18 protein-coding genes and 1 pseudogene are annotated in these 22,555 nt (G+C 62.5%); 13 read left to right on the top strand and 6 right to left on the bottom strand.

Features of this window, described 5'->3' with window-relative positions; genetic code table 11:
* Positions 1–34: 34 nt before the first annotated feature.
* From TMS3_RS00605 to TMS3_RS00590, 5 genes and pseudogenes are all read left to right on the top strand, one after another.
* Positions 35–1,000: an L-carnitine dehydrogenase gene (locus tag TMS3_RS00605; protein ID WP_025163294.1), complete on the top strand. Its 966-nt coding sequence runs from the start codon at positions 35–37 to the stop codon at positions 998–1,000.
* A gap of 95 nt (positions 1,001–1,095) precedes the next feature.
* Complete coding sequence (locus TMS3_RS00600; RefSeq protein ID WP_025163293.1) at positions 1,096–1,584, top strand: thioesterase family protein; 489 nt, start codon at positions 1,096–1,098, stop codon at positions 1,582–1,584.
* 100 nt (positions 1,585–1,684) lie between these two features.
* Positions 1,685–2,602: pseudogene (locus TMS3_RS24395) on the top strand (alpha/beta hydrolase); the annotation flags it as partial.
* 39 nt (positions 2,603–2,641) lie between these two features.
* Entirely contained in the window at positions 2,642–3,829 is a 1,188-nt protein-coding gene (locus TMS3_RS00595; protein WP_025163292.1) for a gamma-butyrobetaine dioxygenase, read from the top strand.
* 443 nt (positions 3,830–4,272) lie between these two features.
* Entirely contained in the window at positions 4,273–5,946 is a 1,674-nt protein-coding gene (locus TMS3_RS00590) for a BCCT family transporter (RefSeq protein WP_083491676.1), read from the top strand.
* A 56-nt stretch (positions 5,947–6,002) separates the two neighbouring features.
* Here TMS3_RS00590 and TMS3_RS00585 read toward each other — a convergent pair whose 3' ends face one another.
* Positions 6,003–6,854, bottom strand: a complete 852-nt coding sequence (locus TMS3_RS00585; protein ID WP_025163290.1) for a LysR family transcriptional regulator — start codon at positions 6,852–6,854, stop codon at positions 6,003–6,005.
* 158 nt (positions 6,855–7,012) lie between these two features.
* Here TMS3_RS00585 and TMS3_RS00580 point away from each other — a divergent pair, with 158 nt between their 5' ends.
* The 6 genes from TMS3_RS00580 to creC all read left to right on the top strand — a co-directional run bounded on the left by TMS3_RS00580 (position 7,013) and on the right by creC (position 15,996).
* Complete coding sequence (locus TMS3_RS00580; protein WP_029866026.1) at positions 7,013–9,538, top strand: CoA transferase; 2,526 nt, start codon at positions 7,013–7,015, stop codon at positions 9,536–9,538.
* A gap of 200 nt (positions 9,539–9,738) precedes the next feature.
* Positions 9,739–10,959, top strand: coding sequence for an HD-GYP domain-containing protein (locus TMS3_RS00575; RefSeq protein WP_025163288.1), 1,221 nt, complete (start codon positions 9,739–9,741; stop codon positions 10,957–10,959).
* A 78-nt stretch (positions 10,960–11,037) separates the two neighbouring features.
* Positions 11,038–11,538, top strand: coding sequence for a retropepsin-like aspartic peptidase RloA2 (rloA2, locus tag TMS3_RS00570; RefSeq protein WP_025163287.1), 501 nt, complete (start codon positions 11,038–11,040; stop codon positions 11,536–11,538).
* A 135-nt stretch (positions 11,539–11,673) separates the two neighbouring features.
* The gene (locus tag TMS3_RS00565; RefSeq protein WP_025163286.1) at positions 11,674–13,704 is read left to right on the top strand and encodes a methyl-accepting chemotaxis protein; all 2,031 of its coding nucleotides are present in this window, start codon (positions 11,674–11,676) and stop codon (positions 13,702–13,704) included.
* A gap of 190 nt (positions 13,705–13,894) precedes the next feature.
* Positions 13,895–14,572: a two-component system response regulator CreB gene (gene creB / locus TMS3_RS00560; protein ID WP_025163285.1), complete on the top strand. Its 678-nt coding sequence runs from the start codon at positions 13,895–13,897 to the stop codon at positions 14,570–14,572.
* Entirely contained in the window at positions 14,572–15,996 is a 1,425-nt protein-coding gene (gene creC, locus TMS3_RS00555; RefSeq protein ID WP_025163284.1) for a two-component system sensor histidine kinase CreC, read from the top strand. The genes creB and creC overlap by 1 nt, the downstream gene beginning before the upstream one ends.
* Positions 15,997–16,094: 98 nt before the next feature.
* Here creC and arsN2 read toward each other — a convergent pair whose 3' ends face one another.
* The 5 genes from arsN2 to mgtE form a co-directional block, all read right to left on the bottom strand.
* Positions 16,095–16,544 carry an arsenic resistance N-acetyltransferase ArsN2 gene (arsN2, locus tag TMS3_RS00550; protein WP_025163283.1) on the bottom strand — a complete coding sequence of 150 codons (450 nt, stop codon included), beginning with the start codon at positions 16,542–16,544 and terminating at the stop codon, positions 16,095–16,097.
* Positions 16,545–16,772: 228 nt separating this feature from the next.
* Positions 16,773–17,519, bottom strand: a complete 747-nt coding sequence (locus TMS3_RS00545) for a carbon-nitrogen hydrolase family protein (protein WP_043301762.1) — start codon at positions 17,517–17,519, stop codon at positions 16,773–16,775.
* A 92-nt stretch (positions 17,520–17,611) separates the two neighbouring features.
* Positions 17,612–18,121: a DinB family protein gene (locus TMS3_RS00540; protein WP_025163281.1), complete on the bottom strand. Its 510-nt coding sequence runs from the start codon at positions 18,119–18,121 to the stop codon at positions 17,612–17,614.
* The gene (locus TMS3_RS00535; RefSeq protein ID WP_025163280.1) at positions 18,118–18,465 is read right to left on the bottom strand and encodes a DUF2834 domain-containing protein; all 348 of its coding nucleotides are present in this window, start codon (positions 18,463–18,465) and stop codon (positions 18,118–18,120) included. The genes TMS3_RS00540 and TMS3_RS00535 overlap by 4 nt, the downstream gene beginning before the upstream one ends.
* A 140-nt stretch (positions 18,466–18,605) precedes the next feature.
* Positions 18,606–20,258, bottom strand: coding sequence for a magnesium transporter (gene mgtE / locus TMS3_RS00530; protein ID WP_025163279.1), 1,653 nt, complete (start codon positions 20,256–20,258; stop codon positions 18,606–18,608).
* Positions 20,259–20,513: 255 nt separating this feature from the next.
* On the opposite strand from mgtE, the gene TMS3_RS00525 reads away from it, so the two are divergent.
* Positions 20,514–20,948: a CBS domain-containing protein gene (locus tag TMS3_RS00525; protein ID WP_025163278.1), complete on the top strand. Its 435-nt coding sequence runs from the start codon at positions 20,514–20,516 to the stop codon at positions 20,946–20,948.
* Between the two features lie 243 nt (positions 20,949–21,191).
* Complete coding sequence (gene creD / locus TMS3_RS00520; protein ID WP_025163277.1) at positions 21,192–22,550, top strand: cell envelope integrity protein CreD; 1,359 nt, start codon at positions 21,192–21,194, stop codon at positions 22,548–22,550.
* Positions 22,551–22,555: the final 5 nt, after the last annotated feature.

Raw genomic sequence — 22,555 nt, 5'->3', positions numbered from 1 at the left:
GGATGACATCCGGGCTACCCAAGCAGGAGCCGCCATGGCCTTTATCACCGAACTAAAAACTTTCGCCGCCCTCGGCACAGGCGTGATTGGCGCTGGCTGGATCGCCCGCGCCCTGGCCCATGGCCTCGACGTAGTGGCCTGGGACCCGGCACCTGGCGCCGAAGCGGCGCTGCGTGAGCGCATCGCCAACGCCTGGCCGGCTTTGGAACAGCAGGGTTTGGCGCCCGGCGCATCGCAACAAAGGCTGCGTTTCGAGGCGACCATCGAGGGCTGTGTGAAGGACGCCGACTTCATCCAGGAAAGCGCTCCCGAGCGCCTGGAGCTCAAGCTCGACCTGCATGCCAAGATCAGCGCCGCGGCGCGTCCCAACGTGCTGATCGGTTCGAGCACCTCGGGCCTGCTGCCCAGCGAGTTCTACGCCGACGCCGTGCACCCCGAGCGCTGCGTGGTCGGTCACCCGTTCAACCCGGTGTACCTGTTGCCGTTGGTGGAAGTTGTGGGTGGCGAGAAGACCGCGCCGGAAGCGGTGCAGGCAGCCATTCAGGTCTATACCTCCCTGGGCATGCGCCCGCTGCACGTGCGCAAGGAAGTACCGGGCTTCATCGCCGACCGCCTGCTCGAGGCGCTGTGGCGCGAGTCGCTGCACCTGGTCAATGACGGTGTGGCCACCACCGGTGAGATCGACGATGCGATCCGCTTCGGTGCCGGCTTGCGCTGGTCGTTCATGGGCAGCTTCCTGACCTATACCCTGGCGGGCGGCAATGCCGGCATGCGCCACTTCATGTCGCAGTTCGGCCCGGCGCTGAAACTGCCCTGGACCTACCTCGAGGCGCCGGAACTCACCGACGGCCTGATCGACAGCGTGGTGGACGGCACTACAGAGCAACAGGGCGAGCGCAGCATCGCCGAGCTGGAACGCTACCGTGACGATTGCCTGATGGCGGTGATGGACGCGATCAAGGCAACCAAGGCCAAGCACGGCTTCGACTTCGCCGACTGAGCTATTGCTAACGTGGACACTCGCCCAGCTTTGCCGTGCGAACGGTAAGGTTGGGGCGTAGGCCTTCCAGAACAGATGATTGCAGGTATTGCCCCATGCCCACGCCGACAGCCCTCACTACCTACCAGACCCCGGTCCTGCCCGAATGGGTGGACTACAACGGCCATCTGCGCGATGCCTTCTACCTGCTGATTTTCAGTTTCGCCACCGATTCGCTGATGGATCACCTCGGCCTGGATGAGGCGGGTCGCGCTCGCACCGGGCACACCCTGTACACCCTGGAGTGCCATCTGAATTACCTGGCCGAGGTAAAGCTCGGTGCCGAGGTGGAAGTGCGTACTCAGGTGCTGGCCCACGATCGCAAGCGTCTGCACATCCACCACGGTCTTTATTACCCCGGGGGAGATGAACTACTGGCCGCTAGCGAGCAGATGCTGATGAATATGGATAGCCAAACGGGGCGTCCCGCAGTATTTGCCGCCGAGGTGGAGTCACGTGTGGTTCAGCTGGGCGAAGCACATAGGCTCCTGCCCCCCTCAGCCTATGTTGGCCGATTGATCGGCCTGCCTGCTCGCGCGAGTTAAGCGGGCGCTCGCGCTGGCAATGCGTGGCGTTGCCAACAGGCCCTGGACGCTTGTCACTTATGTGTTGAACAACGGGTCTGCTCGGCCCTCTGGAGTGTCGATGTCTGGTAACTACCCGCTTTCTGCACAGATGAAGGATTTCGTTGCCGACTGCCTGGCGTTTAACTCGCCGGACAACTCGCTGGCCGCACAGCGCGAGGTTTATCGGGCGTTGTGCGCGGCGTTTACCCCGGAGCGTCCGACTGAACTCGAAGTCATCGATGCGCCTATCGCCGGGGTGGCGACACGCCGCTATGTACCGGCGCGGACAGCGCCGCCTGAAGGTTGGCCTGGACTGCTCTATCTGCATGGTGGCGGCTGGGTGCTTGGCGATCTTGATTCCCACGACTTCATCTGCGCCTACTTGGCGCAGCAGCTTGGCGTGGTCGTGGTTGCAGTCGCTTACCGCCTGGCCCCGGAGCAGCCTTTTCCCGCAGCGCTCGACGATTGCCGCAGCGTTTGGCAGGCGTTGCGCTCCGGCCTGCTCGGCGTGCCATTGAACCAGGAATTGTTGGCTGTGGCGGGCGACAGTGCCGGCGGTAATCTCGCTGTCGCGCTGTGTCTGGCATTACGCGAGACGGGTCAGCGCCAGCCCTGCGCCCAGGTGCTGATCTATCCAGGCCTGAGTCCGCAGCTCCTGGCTTCGCACCTGAGTTGCGCTGATGCGCCCCTGCTTTCGCAGGATGATCTGCAGGCCTGCCTGGATATGTATCTGGCAGACCAGCACCAGCGTTGGAACCCTCTCGCCCTACCGCTGGCTTCAGATAATTTCTCTGGCTTACCGGCGGCCTTTGTCGCTGTCGCGGAGTTCGATCCGTTGCGTGACGATGGCGTGCTCTATGCCGAACGTCTGGCCGCTGATGGCGTTGCGGTGCTGTTTGAGCCTGGGCATGGGTTGGTGCATGGCTGCCTGCGCGGTCTGGGGCGGGTGGCTGAAGTGGATAGGCTGTATGCGCGGCTGATTGGCTGGTTGGCTGACGCGTTGTGTGTTTCCGCAAGCAATAATAAGGAGATCGCCATGAACGCTGTAGATTCCTCCCTAGACGCTGCGCCTATCGCCGATTGGCGCAGTTATCCGATTAGCGCCGACCTGGTCAATCTGGTCCCTGCGAGCGATGCGCTGGACACGCACTGGAGCGACGGGCGGGTCAGTCCCTTCCACTATCAGTGGTTGCGCGACAACTGCGCCTGCGGCCAGTGCGTGTACAGCGTGACCCGCGAGCAGCTGTTCGAGATCGTCGATGTGCCGGAGCAGCTGCATCCCCAGCGCACCCGCATCGACGAGCAAGGCCATCTACTGATCGATTGGCAGGACGGCCATCACAGCCGCTTTCACCCCGGTTGGCTGCGCGCCCACGCCTACGATGAGGTTTCGCGCGCCGAGCGCCGCGCGCAGCGTCCGCAGAGCCAGCTGTGGGGCGCCGAGATGAGCGAGCAGCTGCCGCAGTTCGACTACCAGGCGGTGATGGCGGATGACGATGCGCTGCTGCAGTGGCTGCTTGCGGTGCGCGACATCGGCCTGACCCAGCTACGCGGTGTGCCGACCACCGAGGACGTGTTGCCGGCGCTCGCCAAGCGCATCTCCTTTATCCGCGAGAGCAACTTCGGCGTGCTGTTCGACGTGCAGTCCAAGGCCGACGCCGACAGCAATGCCTACACCTCCTTCAACCTGCCGCTGCACACCGACCTGCCGACCCGCGAGCTGCAGCCGGGCCTGCAGTTTCTGCATTGCCTGGTCAACGATGCCACGGGCGGCGAGAGTGTCTTCGTCGACGGCTTCGCGATTGCCGAGGCCTTACATCAGGAGGCGCCTGAGCTGTTCCATACCCTGTGTGAAACGCCCATCGAGTTCCGCAACAGGAGCCGCAACAGCGATTACCACCGTCTGGCACCGATCATCGCCCTGGATGCTTATGGCGTGGTCAGTGAGATCCGCATGGGCAACTTCCTGCGGGGCGCCTTCGATGCACCGGTCGAGCGCATGCCAGCGCTGTATAGCGCCTACCGCCGCTTTATCGCCATGACCCGCGAACCGCGTTTCCGTGTGCAGCGCAGGCTGGATGCGGGACAACTCTGGTGCTTCGACAACCGCCGCACCCTGCATGCTCGCACTGAATTTGACCCGGCCAGCGGGGCGCGGCATTTCAAGGGCTGCTATGTCGATCGGGACGAACTGCTCTCGCGGATTCATGTGCTGCAACGCTAGGGCGATAACGCGCCAGTCAGACATAACGCCGCCCGTTTATGAAACTGGGCAGAAACGCATAAATATACCGAGGGCAAAGGCAGTGTTTTTATTGCTGTCGCTGACTTTTCCTCTTCATGACAATGCTTTTCGTATCGGTTTTGCCGAATTTTTCGTGATGCGGCCGCTTCAGCTGAAGCCGCTGACTTGAGAATCGGATTACGCAAACCACGCACAAGCGTGACTAGCGCCTATGCCTCGTAAGTGATGAGTGATTGTTCAAACTGCAGTGGAACGCGTCGATCGGCGCCAGGGACTGCTGAACGATGAACAATTTGTGAGGCGAAAGTTTGGTGCCAGGCAGATCAGCTGGCGCGAGAAGAGTTTCTCCAGTGAATTGGAGAAATAGCGACACGCATAAGAAGTACAAAAATTAGCCGTAGCTCCCCGTGGAGAACACGTAAATGTCGACAATAAAAGATAAGTTCGGTGGCGCCCCTGGCACTACCGTGTTCAAAGAAGATTTGCTGTGTAAAACCGGCCTGTTCAAAGGCATGCACAAGGGCATGACTATTGTGTCCGCAGTCATGGTTTTGGCGTTCGTGCTGTTTGCCGGATTCAATACCGAATTGGCCGGGAAGCTGTTCGGCGCCACTCGCAGCTGGATCGAAGGGATTTTCGGCTGGTACTACCTGGTGGCTATGGTGTTCTTCATCGCGGTCTGCTTCGTGCTGGTGTTCACCCGCTACGGCAGCGTGCGCCTCGGCGACGATGACAGTAGGCCGGAGTTCAGCAATTTTGCCTGGTTCTCCATGCTGTTCTCCGCCGGCATCGGCATCGGCATCCTGTTCTTCGGTGTCGCCGAGCCGATCTTCTACCTGGATAACAGCGGCGCCTTCGGCTACCCGAACAACCCCTATGCCGACCTGGCTGGCGCCACTGCCATTGGTCATGCACGGGCGGTGGATGCCCTGCGGGTCACCTATTTTCACTGGGGCTTTCATGGCTGGGCGGTGTACGCCATCGTCGGCCTGTCGCTGGCCTATTTCGCCTACCGCAAGAAGCTGCCGCTGGCCCTGCGCTCGGCGCTGCATCCCTTCATCGGCGATCGCATCTACGGTCCGATCGGTCATGTCGTCGACCTGTTCGGCGTGCTCGGCTGCGTGTTCGGCATCGCCACCTCCCTGGGCCTGGGCGTCAGCCAGATGGCCGTGGGACTGGAGCGCCTGATCGGTGTCGATCCGGGCACCACCACGCAACTGGTGCTGATCGGTCTGATCTCCATCGTATCGATCATGTCCGCCCTGTCCGGTGTGGGTCGCGGCATCAAGATCATTTCTGAATGGAACATCATCATCTCCGCTCTGGTGGTGGCCTTCTTCCTGTTCGGCGGGCCGACTACCTGGCTGCTGAGCATGTTTGGTGAGTCGCTCGGCAGCTACCTGGCCAATTTCATGCCGATGGGGTTGTGGTTCCCGAAAGAGGAAGGCCCGGCGGCCTGGCAGAACGGCTGGACCGTGTTCTACTGGGGCTGGTGGCTGGCCTGGGCTCCGTTTGTCGGCCTGTTCATCGCGCGCATCTCGCGCGGCCGCACCCTGCGTGAGTTCGTCCTCGGCGTGCTGTTTGTGCCGACCTTCATCATCTTCGTCTGGCTGGGCATCTTCGGCGGTTCGGCGCTGTATCAGGAGTTGAACGCCGCGGGCGGCGCCGGCACCGGCGAGTTGGTCCAGTTGGTGAACGCCTGGAACCTGCCTGCCGCGCTGTTCACCGCGGCAGACGGCATCGCCGGTACCGGCGTCATGGGTTGGCTGCTGTCGGCCATGCTGGTGTTCCTGCTGCTCAGCTGGTTCGTCACCTCGTCCGACTCCGGCACCCTGGTGCTGACCACCATCCTGTCCCTGGGTAACGAGGAGCCGCCGAAGATCTTCCGCATCTTCTGGGGCACAGTGATCGGTTTCGTCGCCGGGGTATTGCTGGTCGCCGGCGGCCTCAGTGCGCTGCAGACCGCCAATATCGCAGCGGCACTACCGCTCAGTGTGGTGATACTGCTGATGACCCTTGGCGTGCTCAAGTCGCTGATCATGGACTCGGGCGAAGTCGCAGGCGCAGACGTCAAGGTCCAGACGGATAACGCCTAAGCGTCCTTAGCGCTGCGCTGCAAGGCACGGGCCTCCTTTGGGAGGCCCGTGCCGTTTCAGGGCTGCGCCAGAACCTCGCTCAAGCTGCTCAGGGCCACCTGCAGTAGCCGTGGGTTCTGCGCATCGCTGGCATAGGTGACGTAGATGGGCCGTCGGAACTCCGGCGCATCCGCCACCCGGTGCAGCTCGCCTGAATTCAGGAGTGGCGTCACCTGACGCTCAGGCAGGTAGGCGCACCCCCCGTTGCGCTGCAGCCAGGGCAATCCCAGCGCAGCAAAGCCGCAGGTCAGTCTGCTGCTCTGCAGCTGCGGCAAGCGCTCCGAGTGCGCCGCGTTATAGCCCCAGCCCCAGTCGATATACAGGTAGTTGTCGGCGGTTACTTGGTCCAGCGACGTGGCGCGGCTGGACACCATCAGCAACCGGTCTTCTGCAGCCTGCTCGACCACTAGGCCGGCCGTAGTGTCGGCGACGAAGATAATGCCGATATCCAACGCTCCCGCGGCGATCTGGCGGACGATGGCTCCCGAATAATCGGCCTCCAGGTGGATGTTCAGGTGTGGGTCGTATTGGTGCAGGACGCTGCCCCAACGAAACAGTAGATCGCCGGCCAGGCTGGGGTGCGCACCGAGGCGCAGTCGACCGCTGCTGGTTTGCTGCTGGGCGAGTTCGCGCTTGGCACGTTGCCAGCGCTGCTGCATGGCGATGGCATGTTGATAGAACTGGCGCCCGGCCGGGGTTAATGACATGCCTTCATTGCTGCGGACGAATAACGCTTGATCCAGCTGTTCTTCAAGCTGCTTGATCCGCGAACTGACTGCCGACTTGGTCAGGCAGAGTTGTTCGGCGCACAGACTCAAGCGTTTCAGGTCGGCCAGGGTGAGGAAGGTCTTGATTGCTTGCAGGTCCAACGGAGCCCCCTGGTATCGACTGCTTGCTGGTCTGCGAAATTGGCTGTGTTGGAGTGTACAAAAAAATCGAACACTCAGTCCGAAACTATCCGATATGCCTCCCGGCAGCGATTTCTTAGGCTCGCAGCTATTCAATTCATCAATAGCGGCAGGTGTATATGAAAGCGATTCAGCAGCGCCCATTGAGCGGATACCGGGTTGTCGACTTCGGTCAGTACATTGCCGGGCCGGCCGTGGCGATGATGTTGGCCGACCAGGGGGCCGAGGTGGTCCACATAGACCCGCCCCAGGGCCCGCGTTGGGATAACCCGGCGGACGCGATACTCAATCGGGGCAAGCAGCGGATCAGCCTGGACCTGCACGGCGAGCAAGACCGGAAGCTGGCGCTGGAGCTGATCAGAAACGCCGATGTGCTGATCGAGAATTTCCGCCCAGGGGTGATGGCCCGGCTGGGTCTGGGGCCCGAGCAGGTGAAGGTGATCAATCCGTCGCTGGTCTACCTGTCCCTGCCAGGGTTTGCCGAGAAAGACGCAGAACATGCAGCGCTACCTGCCTGGGAAGGGATTATCGCCGCGGCAGTCGGGCAGTTCACCGACATGGGCCTTAGCCGAGTGTTGATGGGGATCAGCCCGTCGTTCTCACCGCTGCCCCTGGCATCCGCTTATGCCTCGGTGCTCGGCGCTACCGCGGTGACCTTGGCACTGTTTGATAGGGTCAAAACGGGGCAGGGTGAAAGGATCGAAGTGCCGATCGCCGCTGCGCTCATGGAAGGCCTGGCCTACAACTCCATGCACATTGAGGGGCTGCCCGAGCGCTACAAGTCGCTGCGTGAGCGCGAGATCGAGCGTCGTCGTACCAATGACCTGCCGCTGAACCTGCACTATGCAGATCTGCAGGAGTTCCTCGACCCCTTCTACCGCACCTATGTTTGCCAGGACGGCCGTCCTTTCTACGCCGTCTGCTGTTCCCACAGCCGCCATCCGATCGGCTGCCTGAAGGTATTGGGGCTCTGGGACGAAGTCAGAGCGGCGGGCATACCGACCCACAGTCCCTACCTGGATGTCGCGGATTGGCCGGATGGCGCCGACTGCACGCTCTTGTCCTATCCGCTGTCGCGGGAATGGGCAGAGCTGGTTTCCAGCAAGATGAAAGCGGCATTCCAAACCAAGCCTGCCTACGAATGGCAGCGTCTATTCGGCGAGGCCGGTGTGCCGGGTTGTGCGCACCAGCTAACCAGCGAATGGCTGGCCAGCGAGCATGCCTTGCAGTCGGCAAGTGTGCTGGAGGTTGAAGACCCGCGTTTCGGAACCATGCGCCAGCTGGGCAATATCTGTTGGCTGCAAGGTGATGAGGCTGTTACCGAGAAACAGCCGGCGCAGTCACCCACCACCGATCGAGCTGGCGTGCTGAAGCTATTGGCCAGTTGGCGTGAGCGGGCCGTTCCACAGCCAGCAGCCGGTGAGGCACCGGCAGCCAGAGGCTGGCTTGACGGTATTAAGATTCTCGACCTGACCAATGTGATTGCCGGGCCTACCATTGCCTGTACCCTGGCCCGCTTTGGCGCCGAAATTATCAGTATCGATCCAGCAAAACCGGCGCTGGATCCTTGGAACACGTCGGTGTTCGGCATGCAGGCCAATCAGGGCAAGCAGAGTGTCTTGCTGGATCTTCAAAGCCAGCAGGGCCAAGCGGTGCTGGACAAGTTGCTGATGCACGTCGACGTCATCACGATCAACGGCAGTGATACCCAGTTGGCGCGGCTGGGCCTGTCGGTCGAACGACTGCAGCGGATAAACCCCGAGCTGATCCTCTGTCAGTTCGATGCCTACGGTGGGCCAAAGAGGGGGCCGCGCAGTGACCAGCCGGGCTATGACGATCTGGTTCAAGCCACCACCGGCATCATGGCGCGCTTCGGTGGCGGCATGCAGACACCCGAGGAGCATGCACACTTCGGTACGATTGATGTGCTGGGCGGGTATTGTGCCGCGCAGGCCATCGGGGTCGCGCTGGTCAAGCGTGCGCATGGCCATGGAGGTTCACTGGCGCGTAGCTCGCTGGTGGCTGCGGGGCAGTTGATTCAGGTGCCATTCATGTACGACTACGCCGGACGCGGCCCCTTCGATGAGCCCAGTGGGCGGGAGGTTAAGGGGGCTAATGCGTTCTATCGCTGCTACCAGACGCTGGATGGTTGGCTGTTCCTGGCGCTGAATCGACAGACTCAGCAGGCTGCCCTGGGGCGGGTACTGGACCTGTCCGGGCTCGAGTCCGCCGACAACTCGGCGGCCGAGCAGCGTCTCGAGAGGCTTTTCGCCAGCCAGACAATGAATCACTGGCAGGCGCTGCTGGCTCCGCTCGACATAGGCTGCCAGCCGTTGGGCCGCATGAGCCAGTTGCGCGAAGCGTCGCTGATGAATGAGGCCAGCGGTATCGATCTGCACGGAGCCAAGACCGTGGCCTTCATTGAGTACCCCGAGCATCCCTGTGGTCACAGTGTGGCGCTGATCGCGCCCAACTCGATCCGTCTGCAACGGGCTCGCGTCAAGCTGCCGAGCGTCATGCCCAAATATGGGAGCCACACTCGAGCAGTGCTCCAGCAGTTGGGCTGTGCTGCCGCGGACATCGAGCAGATGATCGAGCAGGGCGTGGCGGCGGAGCAGTGGGCTGAGCGATATCTACCCACTTGATCCTGTTACGGCCACTATCCAGGGTTCAAGCGCTGGCTGAGAGCGTGCGTCAAGTGGTGCTCAGGTAGGGTTGCTCCGCTGCCTCAACGTCAGCGTCTGATAGGGCGGGGCCAGGTAAATATTTGTCTGAAGTGAAACGGTCACCGGCGATGGATGGATTATGCTTAGAGCGTTCATCCGTCGCCGCTGTGGTCACCTTCGTGCTTAAACGCATTCCCGTCTCCGAGTTGCTCCAGGGCATGTACATCCATGAGCTGTGCGGTTCGTGGATGGAGCATCCGTTCTGGAAAACCCGGTTCCTGCTGGACAATCCCAAGGATCTGCAACGCATTCGCGACAGCGGTATTCGCGAGGTGTGGATCGATATCGACAAAGGCCTGAATGTGCCGAGCGGGCAGACGGTCGAGCAAGTGAATGTCGAGACCGAGACGCTGCTGCTCGCCGCCGAGTCGACGAAGAAAGTCGAGCGACTGGCGCTGGATGAGGAAATCGAGCGCGCGGCCAAGCTCTGCGACAGCTCCAAGGCCGCGGTGATGACGATGTTCGGCGATGCGCGCATGGGCCGGGCGATCGACGTAGCGCACGTGGCCGAACTGGTCGACGAGATATCCGCCTCGATCCTACGCCAGCCGAATGCCTTGATCAGCCTGGCGCGGCTCAAACACGCGGACGAGTACACTTACATGCACTCGGTCGCGGTCTGCGCCTTGATGATCGCCCTGGCGCGTCAGCTCGAGTTGAGCGATGAACAGGTCCGCGAGGCGGGCATGGCGGGCTTGCTGCACGACATCGGCAAGATGGCAGTGCCGCAGGAAGTGCTGAACAAGCCAGGCAAACTCAGTGACGCTGAGTTCGAGCTGGTCCGCGGCCACCCGGAAGCCGGGGGCAAGATTCTCCTGGACTGTCATCAGGTCAGTGCGCTGGTGCTGGACGTGTGTCTGCATCACCATGAAAAGGTCGACGGCACAGGTTATCCGCACCGACTCAGTGGTAAACAAATCAGCCTGTTCGCGAAGATGGGCGCGGTCTGTGACGTGTATGACGCGATCACCTCCAATCGTCCCTACAAGGCCGGCTGGGAGCCCGCCGAGTCGATCCGCAAGATGGCCGAGTGGAGCAAGGGGCACTTCGACGAGGCCGTGTTCCAGGCCTTCGTCAGGGCTATCGGCATCTACCCCACCGGTTCGCTGGTACGCCTGCAGAGCGGCCGGCTCGGCGTGGTCCTGGAACAGCATGGGCAGTCGCTGCTGACGCCGAGGGTCAAGGTGTTCTTTTCGGCCACTAGCAAGGTGCCGATTGCCCAGGAGATCATCGACCTGGCCAAATGGGTTGGCCGTGACAAGATCGTCGCGCGGGAATCCGCCGCCACCTGGGGTTTTCGCAATCTGGACGAGATGTGGAGCGGGCAGCCCGCTCGCTAGCGCCCAACCTTTTTTGCTGAACCATCGGCAGCCGAGCCAGTCCTAGTCCGTGAGTTTTTTGACGGAGGAACGCTCGACGTGAAGATTATTGCTGCTTTATTGGCTCTGGTTGCCCTGCCGGCGATGGCCAATCAACCGACCCTCTACGGACGTTACGAATACATCCACCTGCCGCAAATCGGCCAGACCCTGAAAGCCAAGATGGACACCGGCGCGATGACCGCGTCGCTGTCGGCCAAGGATATCGAGCGCTTCGAGCGCAACGGTGAGGACTGGGTGCGTTTTCGCCTGGCCACCGAGAACGCCAGCGACACCTTGTTCGAGCAACCCATCGCGCGCATCGGTGAGATCAAGTCGCGTGCCGAAGAGGGCGGCTCGGCCAGCAGCGCGACCGTGGCCAAGCGCCCGGTGGTCGACATGGAGGTCTGTCTGGGCAATCAGGCGCGCACCATCGAGGTCAACCTCACCGACCGCAGTCACTTCAACTACCCGCTGTTGATCGGTGCCAGTGCCTTGCGCGATTTCGATGCGGCGATTGATCCGGCGGACCGCTACAGCGTTGCTCGTCCGCAGTGCTGAAACCTCCGGTGTTATCTGCGCGCCGTTGCTGGAATGACCGGCAGCGGGCCGCGCGAGTAGTCGGCGTAGTTATTGCTTGATGATGTTCTTTGCCGCCCCTCTCAGGGGGCGCGCTGGACTCGTTGAGGTGTCGCTATGACTGGAGTACTCAAACCGGGTGTACGTGTATTGGAGCGATTCAGCTTCGCGCGTAAGTTTCAGCTGTTGTTCGTGTTGTTCGTGCTGCCGCTGGGCTATGCACTGTGGATGATCACCGCTGATCAATTGTCGCGGTTGAGCCTGATAGACCGAGAGCTTGAGGGTATGCGCGGGGTGCAGGCGCTGGGGGCGGTGCAACAGGAACTGCTTGAGCAGCAGACCTTGATCGCGCGTTGGAAAGGCACCGACGAGCAGGCCGAAAAACTCTTGCATCAACGTGCTGCAGGCCTGGACGAGGCGCTGAAACGGGCCGGTGCGGTGCTGAAAAATAGCTCGTCGAGCCCTATGGCGGTGGAAAAATTCACTGCCTTGCAAGCGTTACGTCCTGAGTTGAGTGTGGCCTCGGTCGGTCAGCTGGCGTTACCGGATGCCGTGCAGCGTTACCAAAAATCCCTGATGCAGTTGACGGTGTTGCGTGAGCAGCTGGTCACCGACAGCGGCTTGACCCTCGACTCGCACCTCGACACCTCGCTGCTCGTAGAGAATCTGAGCGTTACCCTGCCGCTGATGCTGGAGCGCCTCGGTAGCTTTGTCGCGCATGGCTATGGCGCCGTGTTATCCCAGCGGTTTACCTTGCAAAGCCGCTTGCAAATCGGCGAGTTACGCCGTGGCCTGGAGGAGTCGCTCAATCAATTGATTAAGGCGCAAACCACCTTGGCGCAAGAGTCGCCGCAGGTGATGGTGCAGCTGCAGGGGCCCTTCGCCGAGGCCAGGAAGGGCCTTGAACTGTCGCTGGCCGAGATCGATCGCGACATGTTCGAGGCTAGCCCGATGACAGTCAGTACAGAACAACTGATTCAGCGCACTGACGCTCTAGGTGGAAAATTGCGCGCGCTGCAGCAAGCGCTTTACCAACAGTTCGCCTTGAGCCTGGGCGCCTATCGGCAGAGCCGGGTACTCGATATGACCGAGGTAATCGGCGCCTTTGCCGTGCTCACCCTGTTGGCGCTGTATGTGCTGCTGTGTCTCAACGCTTCGATCAGTCGCAGCACCGCCGGCATCATTGCAGCGGCCCAAGGCCTGCGCGATGGCGACCTGCGGGTGCGCATGCAGGTGCATGGCGAGGATGATCTGGCGGCTATCGCCAGCGCCCTGAACGCTGCGGTCGAGCAGCTGCGCGGCTCCATGCTCGGGGTCAATCAGGAGAGCCAGCAGCTCGACGGTACCGTGCAAACCCTCAGTGCTCAGGCCAGCGAGGCGCTGAATGAAGTGGAACAGCAGCAGGCGCAGATGAGCCAGATCGCCACTGCGGCGACGCAAATGGCCGCCACCGCGCAGAGCGTCGCGCAAAGCTGCGAGCAGGCGGCGGTGGAGGCCGGGCAAACCCGTGAAATCGCCACGCAGAGCAACCAGCGCAGCGTGCGCACCAGCGCCAGCATGCGTCAGCTGAGCAGTCGCTTGGGCGACAGCGCGGCCACCTTGCAGCAGCTGCGCGTGCAGACCGAACAGATCACCCGGGTGGTCGATGTGATCAAGGGCATCGCCGAGCAAACCAACCTGTTGGCACTCAATGCGGCCATCGAGGCAGCGCGTGCCGGCGAGCAGGGCCGCGGCTTTGCCGTGGTCGCCGACGAAGTGCGTAGCCTGTCGCAGCGCACGCAGAACTCCACCGCGGAAATCGCCCAGACCGTCGCCGATCTGCACAAGGTGGTCGGCCAGTCCGTCAGCCTGATGGAAGAGGCGGTCAGTCAAGCCGAGGGCGATGTCGGCAGCGTACTGGCGATGGGCGAAGACCTGGCGGGCATCGTCGAGTCGGTGCAGCGGGTCAGCGATCGCCTGGCACAGATCGCCACCGCTGCCGAGCAACAGGCGGCGACCGCCGATGAGGTCAGCGGCAATATCCAGCAGGTCGACCAGAGCGCCGGTCATCTGCTCGATGGCGCCCAGGCGGTCAGCGCCGCCGCCGAGCAACTGCGCCGAGGCAGTGAGGGACTGACGCAAAACACCGGGCGCTTCCAGTTGGGTTGATGGCCTGATGAAGCCCCCGAGGGCATCCGTAGCCCGGATGCAATCCGGGGCGGACGTCCACCGTGCGAGTGAATTCCTGGATTTCATCCAGGCTACGTTTTGCAGGCCTCATCCTCTGAGCTAAGCGCCCTTGACGCTACGAGTGCCCTGCCGCAGGCTCCTCGGCGAGCCGCTCACCTGCAGGATGCCCATGCCTCATATATTGATCGTCGAAGACGAAGCCGCGATTGCCGACACCCTGATCTACGCCCTGCAGGCCGAGGGGTTCAGCACCCACTGGTTGGGTCTGGCGCAAGCCGGTCTGGATTATCTGCAGCAGCAGCCGGTGGACCTGCTGATTCTCGATGTCGGCCTGCCGGATATCAGCGGGTTCGAGGCCTGTAAACGCCTGCGCCGTTTTTCCGAGGTACCGGTGATCTTCCTCACCGCGCGCGATGCTGAGATCGACCGGGTAGTGGGCTTGGAGATCGGCGCCGACGACTATGTGGTCAAGCCGTTCAGCCCGCGCGAAGTGGCGGCGCGGGTCAAGGCCATCCTCAAGCGCGTAGTGCCGCGCGCCGCCCTCGTGGCCGAGCCGAGTGGGCCTTTCCAGCTGGATGGCGAGCGGGTACAGATTCACTACCACGGCCAGTTGCTCGGCCTCACCCGCCATGAGTTTCGTTTGTTGCAGACCCTGCTCGCCCAGCCCGAACGCGTGTTCAGCCGCGAGCAATTGCTGGACGGTCTGGGGGTGGCCGCCGATGTCGGTTATGAGCGCAATATCGACAGCCATATCAAGAGCTTGCGCGCCAAGTTGCGCGCGGTGGCCGTCGATGCCGAGCCGATCCAGACCCATCGCGGCCTGGGCTACAGCCTGAGGCTGGTTTAATGCCGCTCGGCATTCGTATTTTCCTGGTGTATTTCCTCTTCGTCGGCCTGGCCGGCTGGTTCGTGCTGAGCACGGTGATGGATGAGATCCGCCCCGGCGTGCGCCAGTCCACCGAGGAAACCCTGGTGGATACCGCCAACCTGCTGGCGGAAATCCTCCGTGACGATCTCAGGGACGGCCGCCTGGCACAGAGTCGTCTGCCCGAGCTGCTCAAGGCCTATGGCCAACGCCAGCCGCAGGCCGATATCTGGGGCGTGCAGAAGACCCAGGTCAACCATCGCATCTATGTCACCGATGCCGAGGGCATCGTCCTGCTCGACTCCAGCGGTGGCGCCGTGGGCCAGGACTACTCACGTTGGAACGACGTCTACCGCACCCTGCGCGGTGAGTACGGCGCGCGATCGACCCGCGAGGACCCGAACGATGAGGACTCCTCTGTGATGTACGTGGCGGCGCCGATCATGCAGGGCCAGCAGATCATCGGCGTGGTCTCGGTGGCCAAGCCGAACCGCACCCTGCAGCCCTATATCGAACGTTCGCAGCAACGCCTGGGCTGGCTCGGTGGCGGCCTGATCGGCCTCGGCCTGCTGCTCGGCGGCGTTTTGTCCTGGTGGCTCAGCGCCTCGTTGCGGCGCCTGACCCGCTATGCCCAGGCGGTAAGTGCCGGGCAGCGCGCCGAATTGCCGGCCCTGAGTGGCGGCGAGCTGACGCACCTGGCCGAGGCGGTCGAACGCATGCGCACCGAGCTGGAGGGCAAGGCCTATGTCGAGCGCTACGTACACACCCTGACCCATGAGCTGAAGAGCCCGCTGGCGGCTATTCGCGGCGCCGCCGAACTGCTCGGCGGCGACATGCCGGAAGAGCAGCGGCAGCGTTTCGTCGGCAATATCGAGCAGGAAAGCGCGCGTCTGCAGCAGCTGATCGAGCGCCTGCTGCACCTGGCCCAGGTCGAGCAGCGCCAGGGCCTGGACGAGCAGGTGGCTGTAGCGCTGCAGCCGCTGGTCGAGTCTCTCTTGCAGGGGCAAATGGCGCGTATCGAGCGCGCCGGGCTACGGGTCGAGAACCTGATTCCTCAAACTTTATCCGTTCGTGGCGAACGCTTCCTGCTGCGTCAGGCCCTGAGCAACCTGCTGGATAACGCCCTCGACTTCACCCCGCGTGGCGGCCTGATCCGCCTTGCTGCCAATGCCAGCGGCGAGCTGATCGACGTTCGAGTATTCAACCAGGGCGAGCCGATTCCCGACTACGCCCTGGGCCGCCTGTGCGAGCGCTTCTACTCGCTGCCGCGTCCGGCCAGTGGGCGCAAGAGCACTGGCCTGGGGCTGAACTTCGTCCGGGAGGTGGCCCTGTTGCACAGCGGCGAGTTGGCGCTGAGTAATGTCGAGGGCGGCGTTGAAGTGCGCCTCAGCCTACCGCGCGCTTAATCAAAGTAGCCCGGATGCAATCCGGGGAAGTAGGCCAGGCGCTGCCAGGTCCCGGACTGCATCCGGGCTGGCAACTGCCAGATAGACCTGCGGCATGCCTACCCTGCGGGTTCATTTAGTCGCTTGAGCATAAACGCTGCGGTCGCCGGGCAAAGCCCGGAAAACTGTTGGGTCGCGGCGATCGCGGCTGGGGCCGCTTCGCGTTCGGCGAGGCAGTAGCCGCGTTGTGCAAAAAAGCCCTCGGCCGTTGTTGTCAGTAGGTAGACGGCTTGCACGCCATGAGCCACGGCAAACTGTTCGGCATACACCAGCAATGCGTCGCCCAGCGCCTTACCCCGCGCGAAGTCGGCCACGGCGAGAGAACGCAACAGTGCATCCGGCCCATGCATTTCGACACCCACGAGACCTGCAAGGCGGCCGTCAACCTGACAGCCAAACAGGTGCAGGGAGGTCACAGGGGCCTGAAGATCTTCTGTTGGCAAGTGACAGGCCGCGAGTAACTGCTGCGCTTGGTGGTTGAATTCAATGGCTTGTATTTCGACGTTCATCTGGGCAAGTACTCGAGTTGAGCCGTTACTGCGTAGTGCATCACGCGGGTTAGACTGCTAGTCAGGGTTCGGCGGCCTTTGAATTTGCCTCAGCCACAGCCACTCAGAGTGCCAGAGTGGTGAATTTCCGGGTGGGGTAGTGGCTGATGGGTAATCGGTATAGCCGTTTTATCGATCGGCCGCCGCAGGTGTGATTTGATTTTTCCGGCATCTCACTGAGTTGATGCATCAGGCTTCGACGGCCATCAGTTGCCCTGTCCAGCCGTGCGGGTCTTTTGTCGCCATCACCAGATAACTGCCCGCACCGGGAGCTTCAACTACCAGCGACCCATCGGCGGACCAGATCGCACTTCGTCCTGCCGACACGTAAGGCCCGGCAGGCCCGGCGTGGTTGGCCATCAGCGTGGTCATGCAGTAGCGGGCTGCATAACGCTGCAGGTTGGCGGAGTCCTGCGGATAGCCGGCCTGGGACAGCAACACGCCAGCCAGATACAGGGAGGCGCCCGCGTTGGCAGCATCACGGGCGTGCTGTTCGTGGGTGGTGTCGGCGCAGATCGCCAAACTGAACGACTCGCCCTTCACTCGATGGAGTTTGGCTCCGCGGTCTCCTTGAGTCGCGAAGGCAACTTCGCTGGCGTCCAGGTACTGCTTGCAATAAACCGTTACGCGGCCATCGGGGAAGCAGCTGATGGCGCCGATATAGGGTAGCGGCGAGTCGCTGATGATGGGCGCGCCGAGCACCACCGTCATGCTGTGGGCGCGGGCAAGGTGGCGAATCGGGGCTAGCAGCCCATCGTCAGGTTGCACCGTGCAATTGCTTAGTTGCGCCAGCTCATAGCCGCTGAGCGATAGCTCGGGAAACACCAGAATATCGACAGCGGCCTCGGCCGCCGCCTGGATAAAGCGGCAGTGAATCTCGAGGTTGGTGGCGAGGTCGCCGGGAACCGAGGGTGACTGTGCGGCAGCAATGCGCATGGCTGACACTCCAAATGTTGAGCCGTCCGGGGTCGTTTTTCGCGTATGCCGGCTTCCAACGCCTTGGTGTGCGGCGTCGGATGCGCGGGTGCTCAGGCCGGTTGATGGCGTTCAGGTTCGACCTCATGCACAAAGCGGCTGTAGATATCTCGCGGTGGCGCCAGTGACAGCTGCGCCATGATCCTGCCTACCGCGCCGCGGTGGTAACCACTGTGGGTGACTATATGCATCAGCATCTCCTCGCGGCTCATGCGCCCGCTGTCGCCGTCGACAAAGGTGAAGGCAATGATTTCGCCTAGCTGCTCGGCGCTCAAGCCGGCGACATAGTCCAGATACCAGCGGTCGGTGCTCTGCACCGCCTGCTGCAGCGCCTCGAGGGTTGGTGTTTGCTCGGTATTGGTGGCCGTGTACGCGTGCGGCAGGCCCTGCAGGTTGGCGACGAAGATGCGCTCGACCACATGGATATGGTTGAGGATGCGCAGGGCAGCATGCAGTTCGGCTTGCTGGGCGTGCGGATCGAGCCGTTGCAGTTCGCTGAGCAACTCCCGGTTGGCCCAGGCGTTGTAGTGCAGCAGGGAAGTCAGCAAGCTGGCAGTGCTCATGGTGTTTTCGCAGTGGCGGCCGAGCTGACGGGGACAGGGCCGTCCTTGCTCAGGGCTTTGACCACCAGATAGAGCAGCGGGCCGACGGACACGAACACCGCGGTCAGCAGCAGGAACGGCAGCAGGTAGGTCAGCGACTTGCCGCGCGCCTTGGCATCGGCATACATCCAGACGCAGGCCAGGGTCGCCATAATGTACAGGTCGATCACTACCTGGGCGGTATCGGCGCTGGCCATCAGCTGCAGGCCGAACTGCAGCAGGGACTGTTCGGCCTGCAGCATGACGTGGAGGGTGTAGGCGCAGAAGGCGATCAATGTGATCAGCGGGAGTGCGATTTTTTTCATAGTACCGTCCATGGTTGTGCTGGGTGCGAATGTGCCGCGCGGCGATGTTGTTTGGCAAGCACTGCGGCCGACACTGCAGCGCTTGAGCAGGGCCACGACGCTTGGCTGCGGCTTGCCCAAGTCGGCGCCTCACTCAGGCCTTACAGCAGCAACACGCTGGCCAGGCCGAGGAAGGCGAAGAAACCGACGATATCGGTCACCGTGGTGAGAATCACGCTGCCGGCCAGGGCCGGGTCGATGCCCATGCGGTCGAGAATCAGCGGGATGGCCCAGCCCGCGAGTGCGGCGCAGAGCAGGTTGATCAGAATCGCGCTGCCCAGCACTGCGCCCAATCCCCAGTTGCCGAACCAGGCCACGGCCAGCAAGGCGATGACCACGGCCCACAACAGGCCATTGAGGATAGAAACCCCCAGCTCGCGGTTGAGCAGGATGCGGATGTTGCCTTTCTGCACCTGACCCAGGGCCAGGCCACGGATGACCAGGGTCAGGGTCTGGCTGCCGGCGATGCCGCCCATGCTCGCCACTATGGGCATCAGCACGGCGAGCGCGACCAGTTGCTCGAGGGTGGCCTGGAACAGGCCGATCACCCAGGCGGCGCTGAAGGCGGTGATCAGGTTGATGCCCAGCCATACCGCGCGCCGGCGTGAGCTGACCAGCACGGGGGCGAACATGTCGGCTTCGTCATCGAGACCGGCCATGTGCATCAGGGCGCGATCCGAGTCTTCGCGAATCAGGTCGACCACGTCATCCACGGTGATACGGCCAATCACCCGGTTGTGTTCATCCACCACCGGGGCGGAGAGCAGGTCGTGGTCCTGGAACAGCCGGGCTACATCGCTGCCCTCGGTGGTGACCGCAATGCCGGCGATATCGGCATCCAGCACGTCGGCGACGGCGCGATCCAGGTCGGCGGTGACCAGGGTGCTCAGGCGTAGTCCGCCCTGATAATGGCCTTTGCGGTCGACCACCATGAGCATGTCGGTGTGCGCCGGCAGCGTTTCCAGCAAGCGCAGATAGCGCAGCACGGTGCTGACTTTGACGTCGGCACGGATCTGGATGGCGTCGGCGTCCATCAAGCCGCCGGCCGAGTCCTCCGGGTAGGCCAGCATCGACTCAAGTTGTTTGCGCTGGCTGGCGCTGCTGGCGCGCAACAGTTTATTGCCCAGGTCACTGGGTAAGGTCTGGATCAGGTCGACGCGGTCATCCAACTCCAGGTGCTGGGCCGAGGCGATCAGGTCTTCGAGATCAAGCTCGAGCGCCAGGGCGACCCGGATCTCATCGTGAAGATAGGTCAGGATTCTGCCGGCGCGCTCGGTCTCGACCATGCTCCAGACGCTCAGGCGCTCCACCGGCGGCAGTGCCTCGAGCAGGCCGGCGACCTTGGCCGGGTGCATGCGGTGCAGAATTTTACCCACGCGCTTGAGCTTCTTGTGGCTCAGGGCGATGCGGATGGCTTCCAGGTGATTGAGATTGCTCAGGCCTGGCTCCTGTCCGGGCTCTGGCTGGGGTTGCGCTATCTCCGCCGAATCGCCCACCAGTTGGCCAATCAGCCGGACGTTCAGGTGTGGCAGGATGCGCCCTTCGAGTGCCGGATCAATCTGTTGCCATAGCGCCATGCGCTGTTCGACGTCGAGCAACTCGAGCATGGCGGAGATCTTGGCCGGATGCATGCGGCTCAGCAGTTTGCGCGCGCGCTTGTTTTTCCCGGTTTGGATCGCCTGGATGATCTGTTCGCTGTCGGTGCGGGAACGGGCGTCTTCGGTGTGGCGAGCGTCAGGGTCGGTCGAATTCATAGTGGCCAGGGTAGTGCAAGAGACAGGGTGGGTTACAACAGACTCAGGAGCCAGGCGAGGCTGACGCAGGTTGTGCGCATCGACTCAGTTCGTTGTGCTGCTGCCAGCCTGCGAGTCCGGGGGGCTGCGGTCAAGTGGGCAGTTGCCCGCCAATTGGCCGGTTAGCCAGAAATTCATGCCCCCTCGGCTATCCTCAATGATGCTGTAGTGCGACGTGTCCACCTTAGTCCGAATCACCAGCGCAGGAGCCATTGCATGAAAACAGTCGCCGAGATCCTGAGATCCAAGCAGCACGCCGCCGTCTACAGTGTCAGCCCCTCCGCATCGGTACTCGATGCGATTAGCCTGATGGCCGAAAAGGGTATCGGGGCGCTGGTGGTGCTGGACGGCAATCGTCTGGCGGGCATCGTCAGTGAGCGTGACTACGTACGCAAAGTAGAGCTGCTGGAGCGCTCGGCCTTCAGCGCCAAGGTCAGCGACATTATGACCGCTGAAGTGATCACCATCGGCCCGCGTGACACTTCCCAGCATTGCCTGCAACTGATGACCGACCGCCATCTGCGCCACCTGCCGGTACTGGCCGAGGGCGAGTTGATCGGCCTGTTGTCGATCGGCGACCTGGTCAAGGAAACCATCGCCGAGCAGGCTGGCCTGATCCAGCAACTGGAACAGTACATCCGCGGCGAGTAGCTCAGGGGCAGGCCGCTGCTGCGGCGCCAGGGGCGCCCGGCCATCCTGTCGGTTGAGCCCCGGTCCGCCACTCGGTGTTCGTGCATGGCCGTGGCGCCTCTGGGCTGAGTAACGGCTGCTCCGAGCGGGCGGCCCGTCTGGCGCAGCGCTCAATCTCCATCCAATTCCCACAGTCCCTCCATCAAGTCCCCATGGCGGCCGCGCAGACTCTTGCCATGTTCAGTCGAAATGGAGAGTCATCCCATGAACCGCATCCTGGTTTTCAAGTTGGGCGCTATTGCCTTGTTGATTCTGTTGTTGCTGATTCCCCTGTCGATGATCGGTGGCCTGGTCAGCGAGCGGCAGTCTCAGCGTGAGGGCGTGCTGCAGGATATTGCCCGCAGCTCCAGCTATCGCCAGCAGCTCACCGGGCCGATTCTGGTGATGCCTTACACCAAGGTCTGGCATGAATGGAAAACCCACGACAAGACCGGCGAACGTTATCAGGAGGAGCGGCAGTCTCGCGGGCGCCTGTACTTCTTGCCGGAGCGCTTCGTGCTCAATGGCAAGGTCGCGACCGAGTTGCGTGCGCGCGGGATTTACCAGGCGTTGCTCTATCGCAGCGATAACCAGGTCAGTGGCGCGTTCAAGTTGCCCGCGCGCCTGGGCCTGGGCGATGACCTGGGTTTTTACCGTTTTCAGGCGCCTTTTCTCTCGGTGGGCATCAGCGATGTGCGTGGCATCAGCAATGACCTGCAGTTGCGCCTGAATGGCACGACCCTGAGCTTCGCTCCGGGCTCGGGCGATGAACGTTTCGGCAGCGGCGTGCATGCGCCTCTGCCGGCGCTGGATAGCCAGGGCGGACAAGTGCTGGAGTTCGCCTTCGACCTCAAGTTGCAGGGCACCGAGCAGCTCAGCGTGACCCCGGTGGGCCGCGACAGCCGCGTCGAGTTGAGCTCCGACTGGCCGCACCCCAGCTTCGTCGGTGAATACCTGCCGAGCCAGCGTGAAGTCAGCGCGCAAGGGTTCAAGGCGCACTGGCAGACCAGCTTCTTCGCTACCAACCTGGAACAGGCGCTGCAGGACTGCGTGCGCAAGAACAGTTGCCAGGGGCTGACGGCGCGTAACTTCGGGGTGAGTTTCGTCGACCCGGTGGATCAGTACCTGAAGACCGAACGGGCGATCAAATATGCATTGCTGTTTATCGGCCTGACCTTCGCGGTGTTCTTCCTTTTCGAGGTACTCAAACGCCTGGCGGTGCACCCGGTGCAGTACGGCCTGGTGGGGATGTCGCTGGCGCTGTTCTACCTGCTGTTGCTGTCGCTGTCCGAACACCTGGATTTTGCCACGGCCTATGCCATCTCGGCGCTCGCCAGCGTGGCGCTGATCGGCTTCTACGTCAGCCATGTGTTGCACAGCTGGCTGCGCGGCAGCGCTTTCGGCGCCTTGTTGGCAGCGCTCTACGGTCTGCTGTTCGGCCTGCTCAGCGCCGAGGACTACGCCTTGCTGATGGGCTCGCTGCTGGTCTTCGGCGTGCTCGGCAGTGTGATGGTGCTGACCCGCAAACTCGACTGGTACGGCGTCGGCAAGCCCGGCGTCATGCCAGTCAGCGACAGTCAGTGAGTCCA

The organism is Pseudomonas taeanensis MS-3 (genome assembly GCF_000498575.2).
Taxonomy (GTDB): Bacteria; Pseudomonadota; Gammaproteobacteria; order Pseudomonadales; family Pseudomonadaceae; genus Aquipseudomonas; species Aquipseudomonas taeanensis.
Note: the sequence above shows the minus strand (reverse complement) of the source record. Positions and strands in the feature narration are given on the sequence as shown.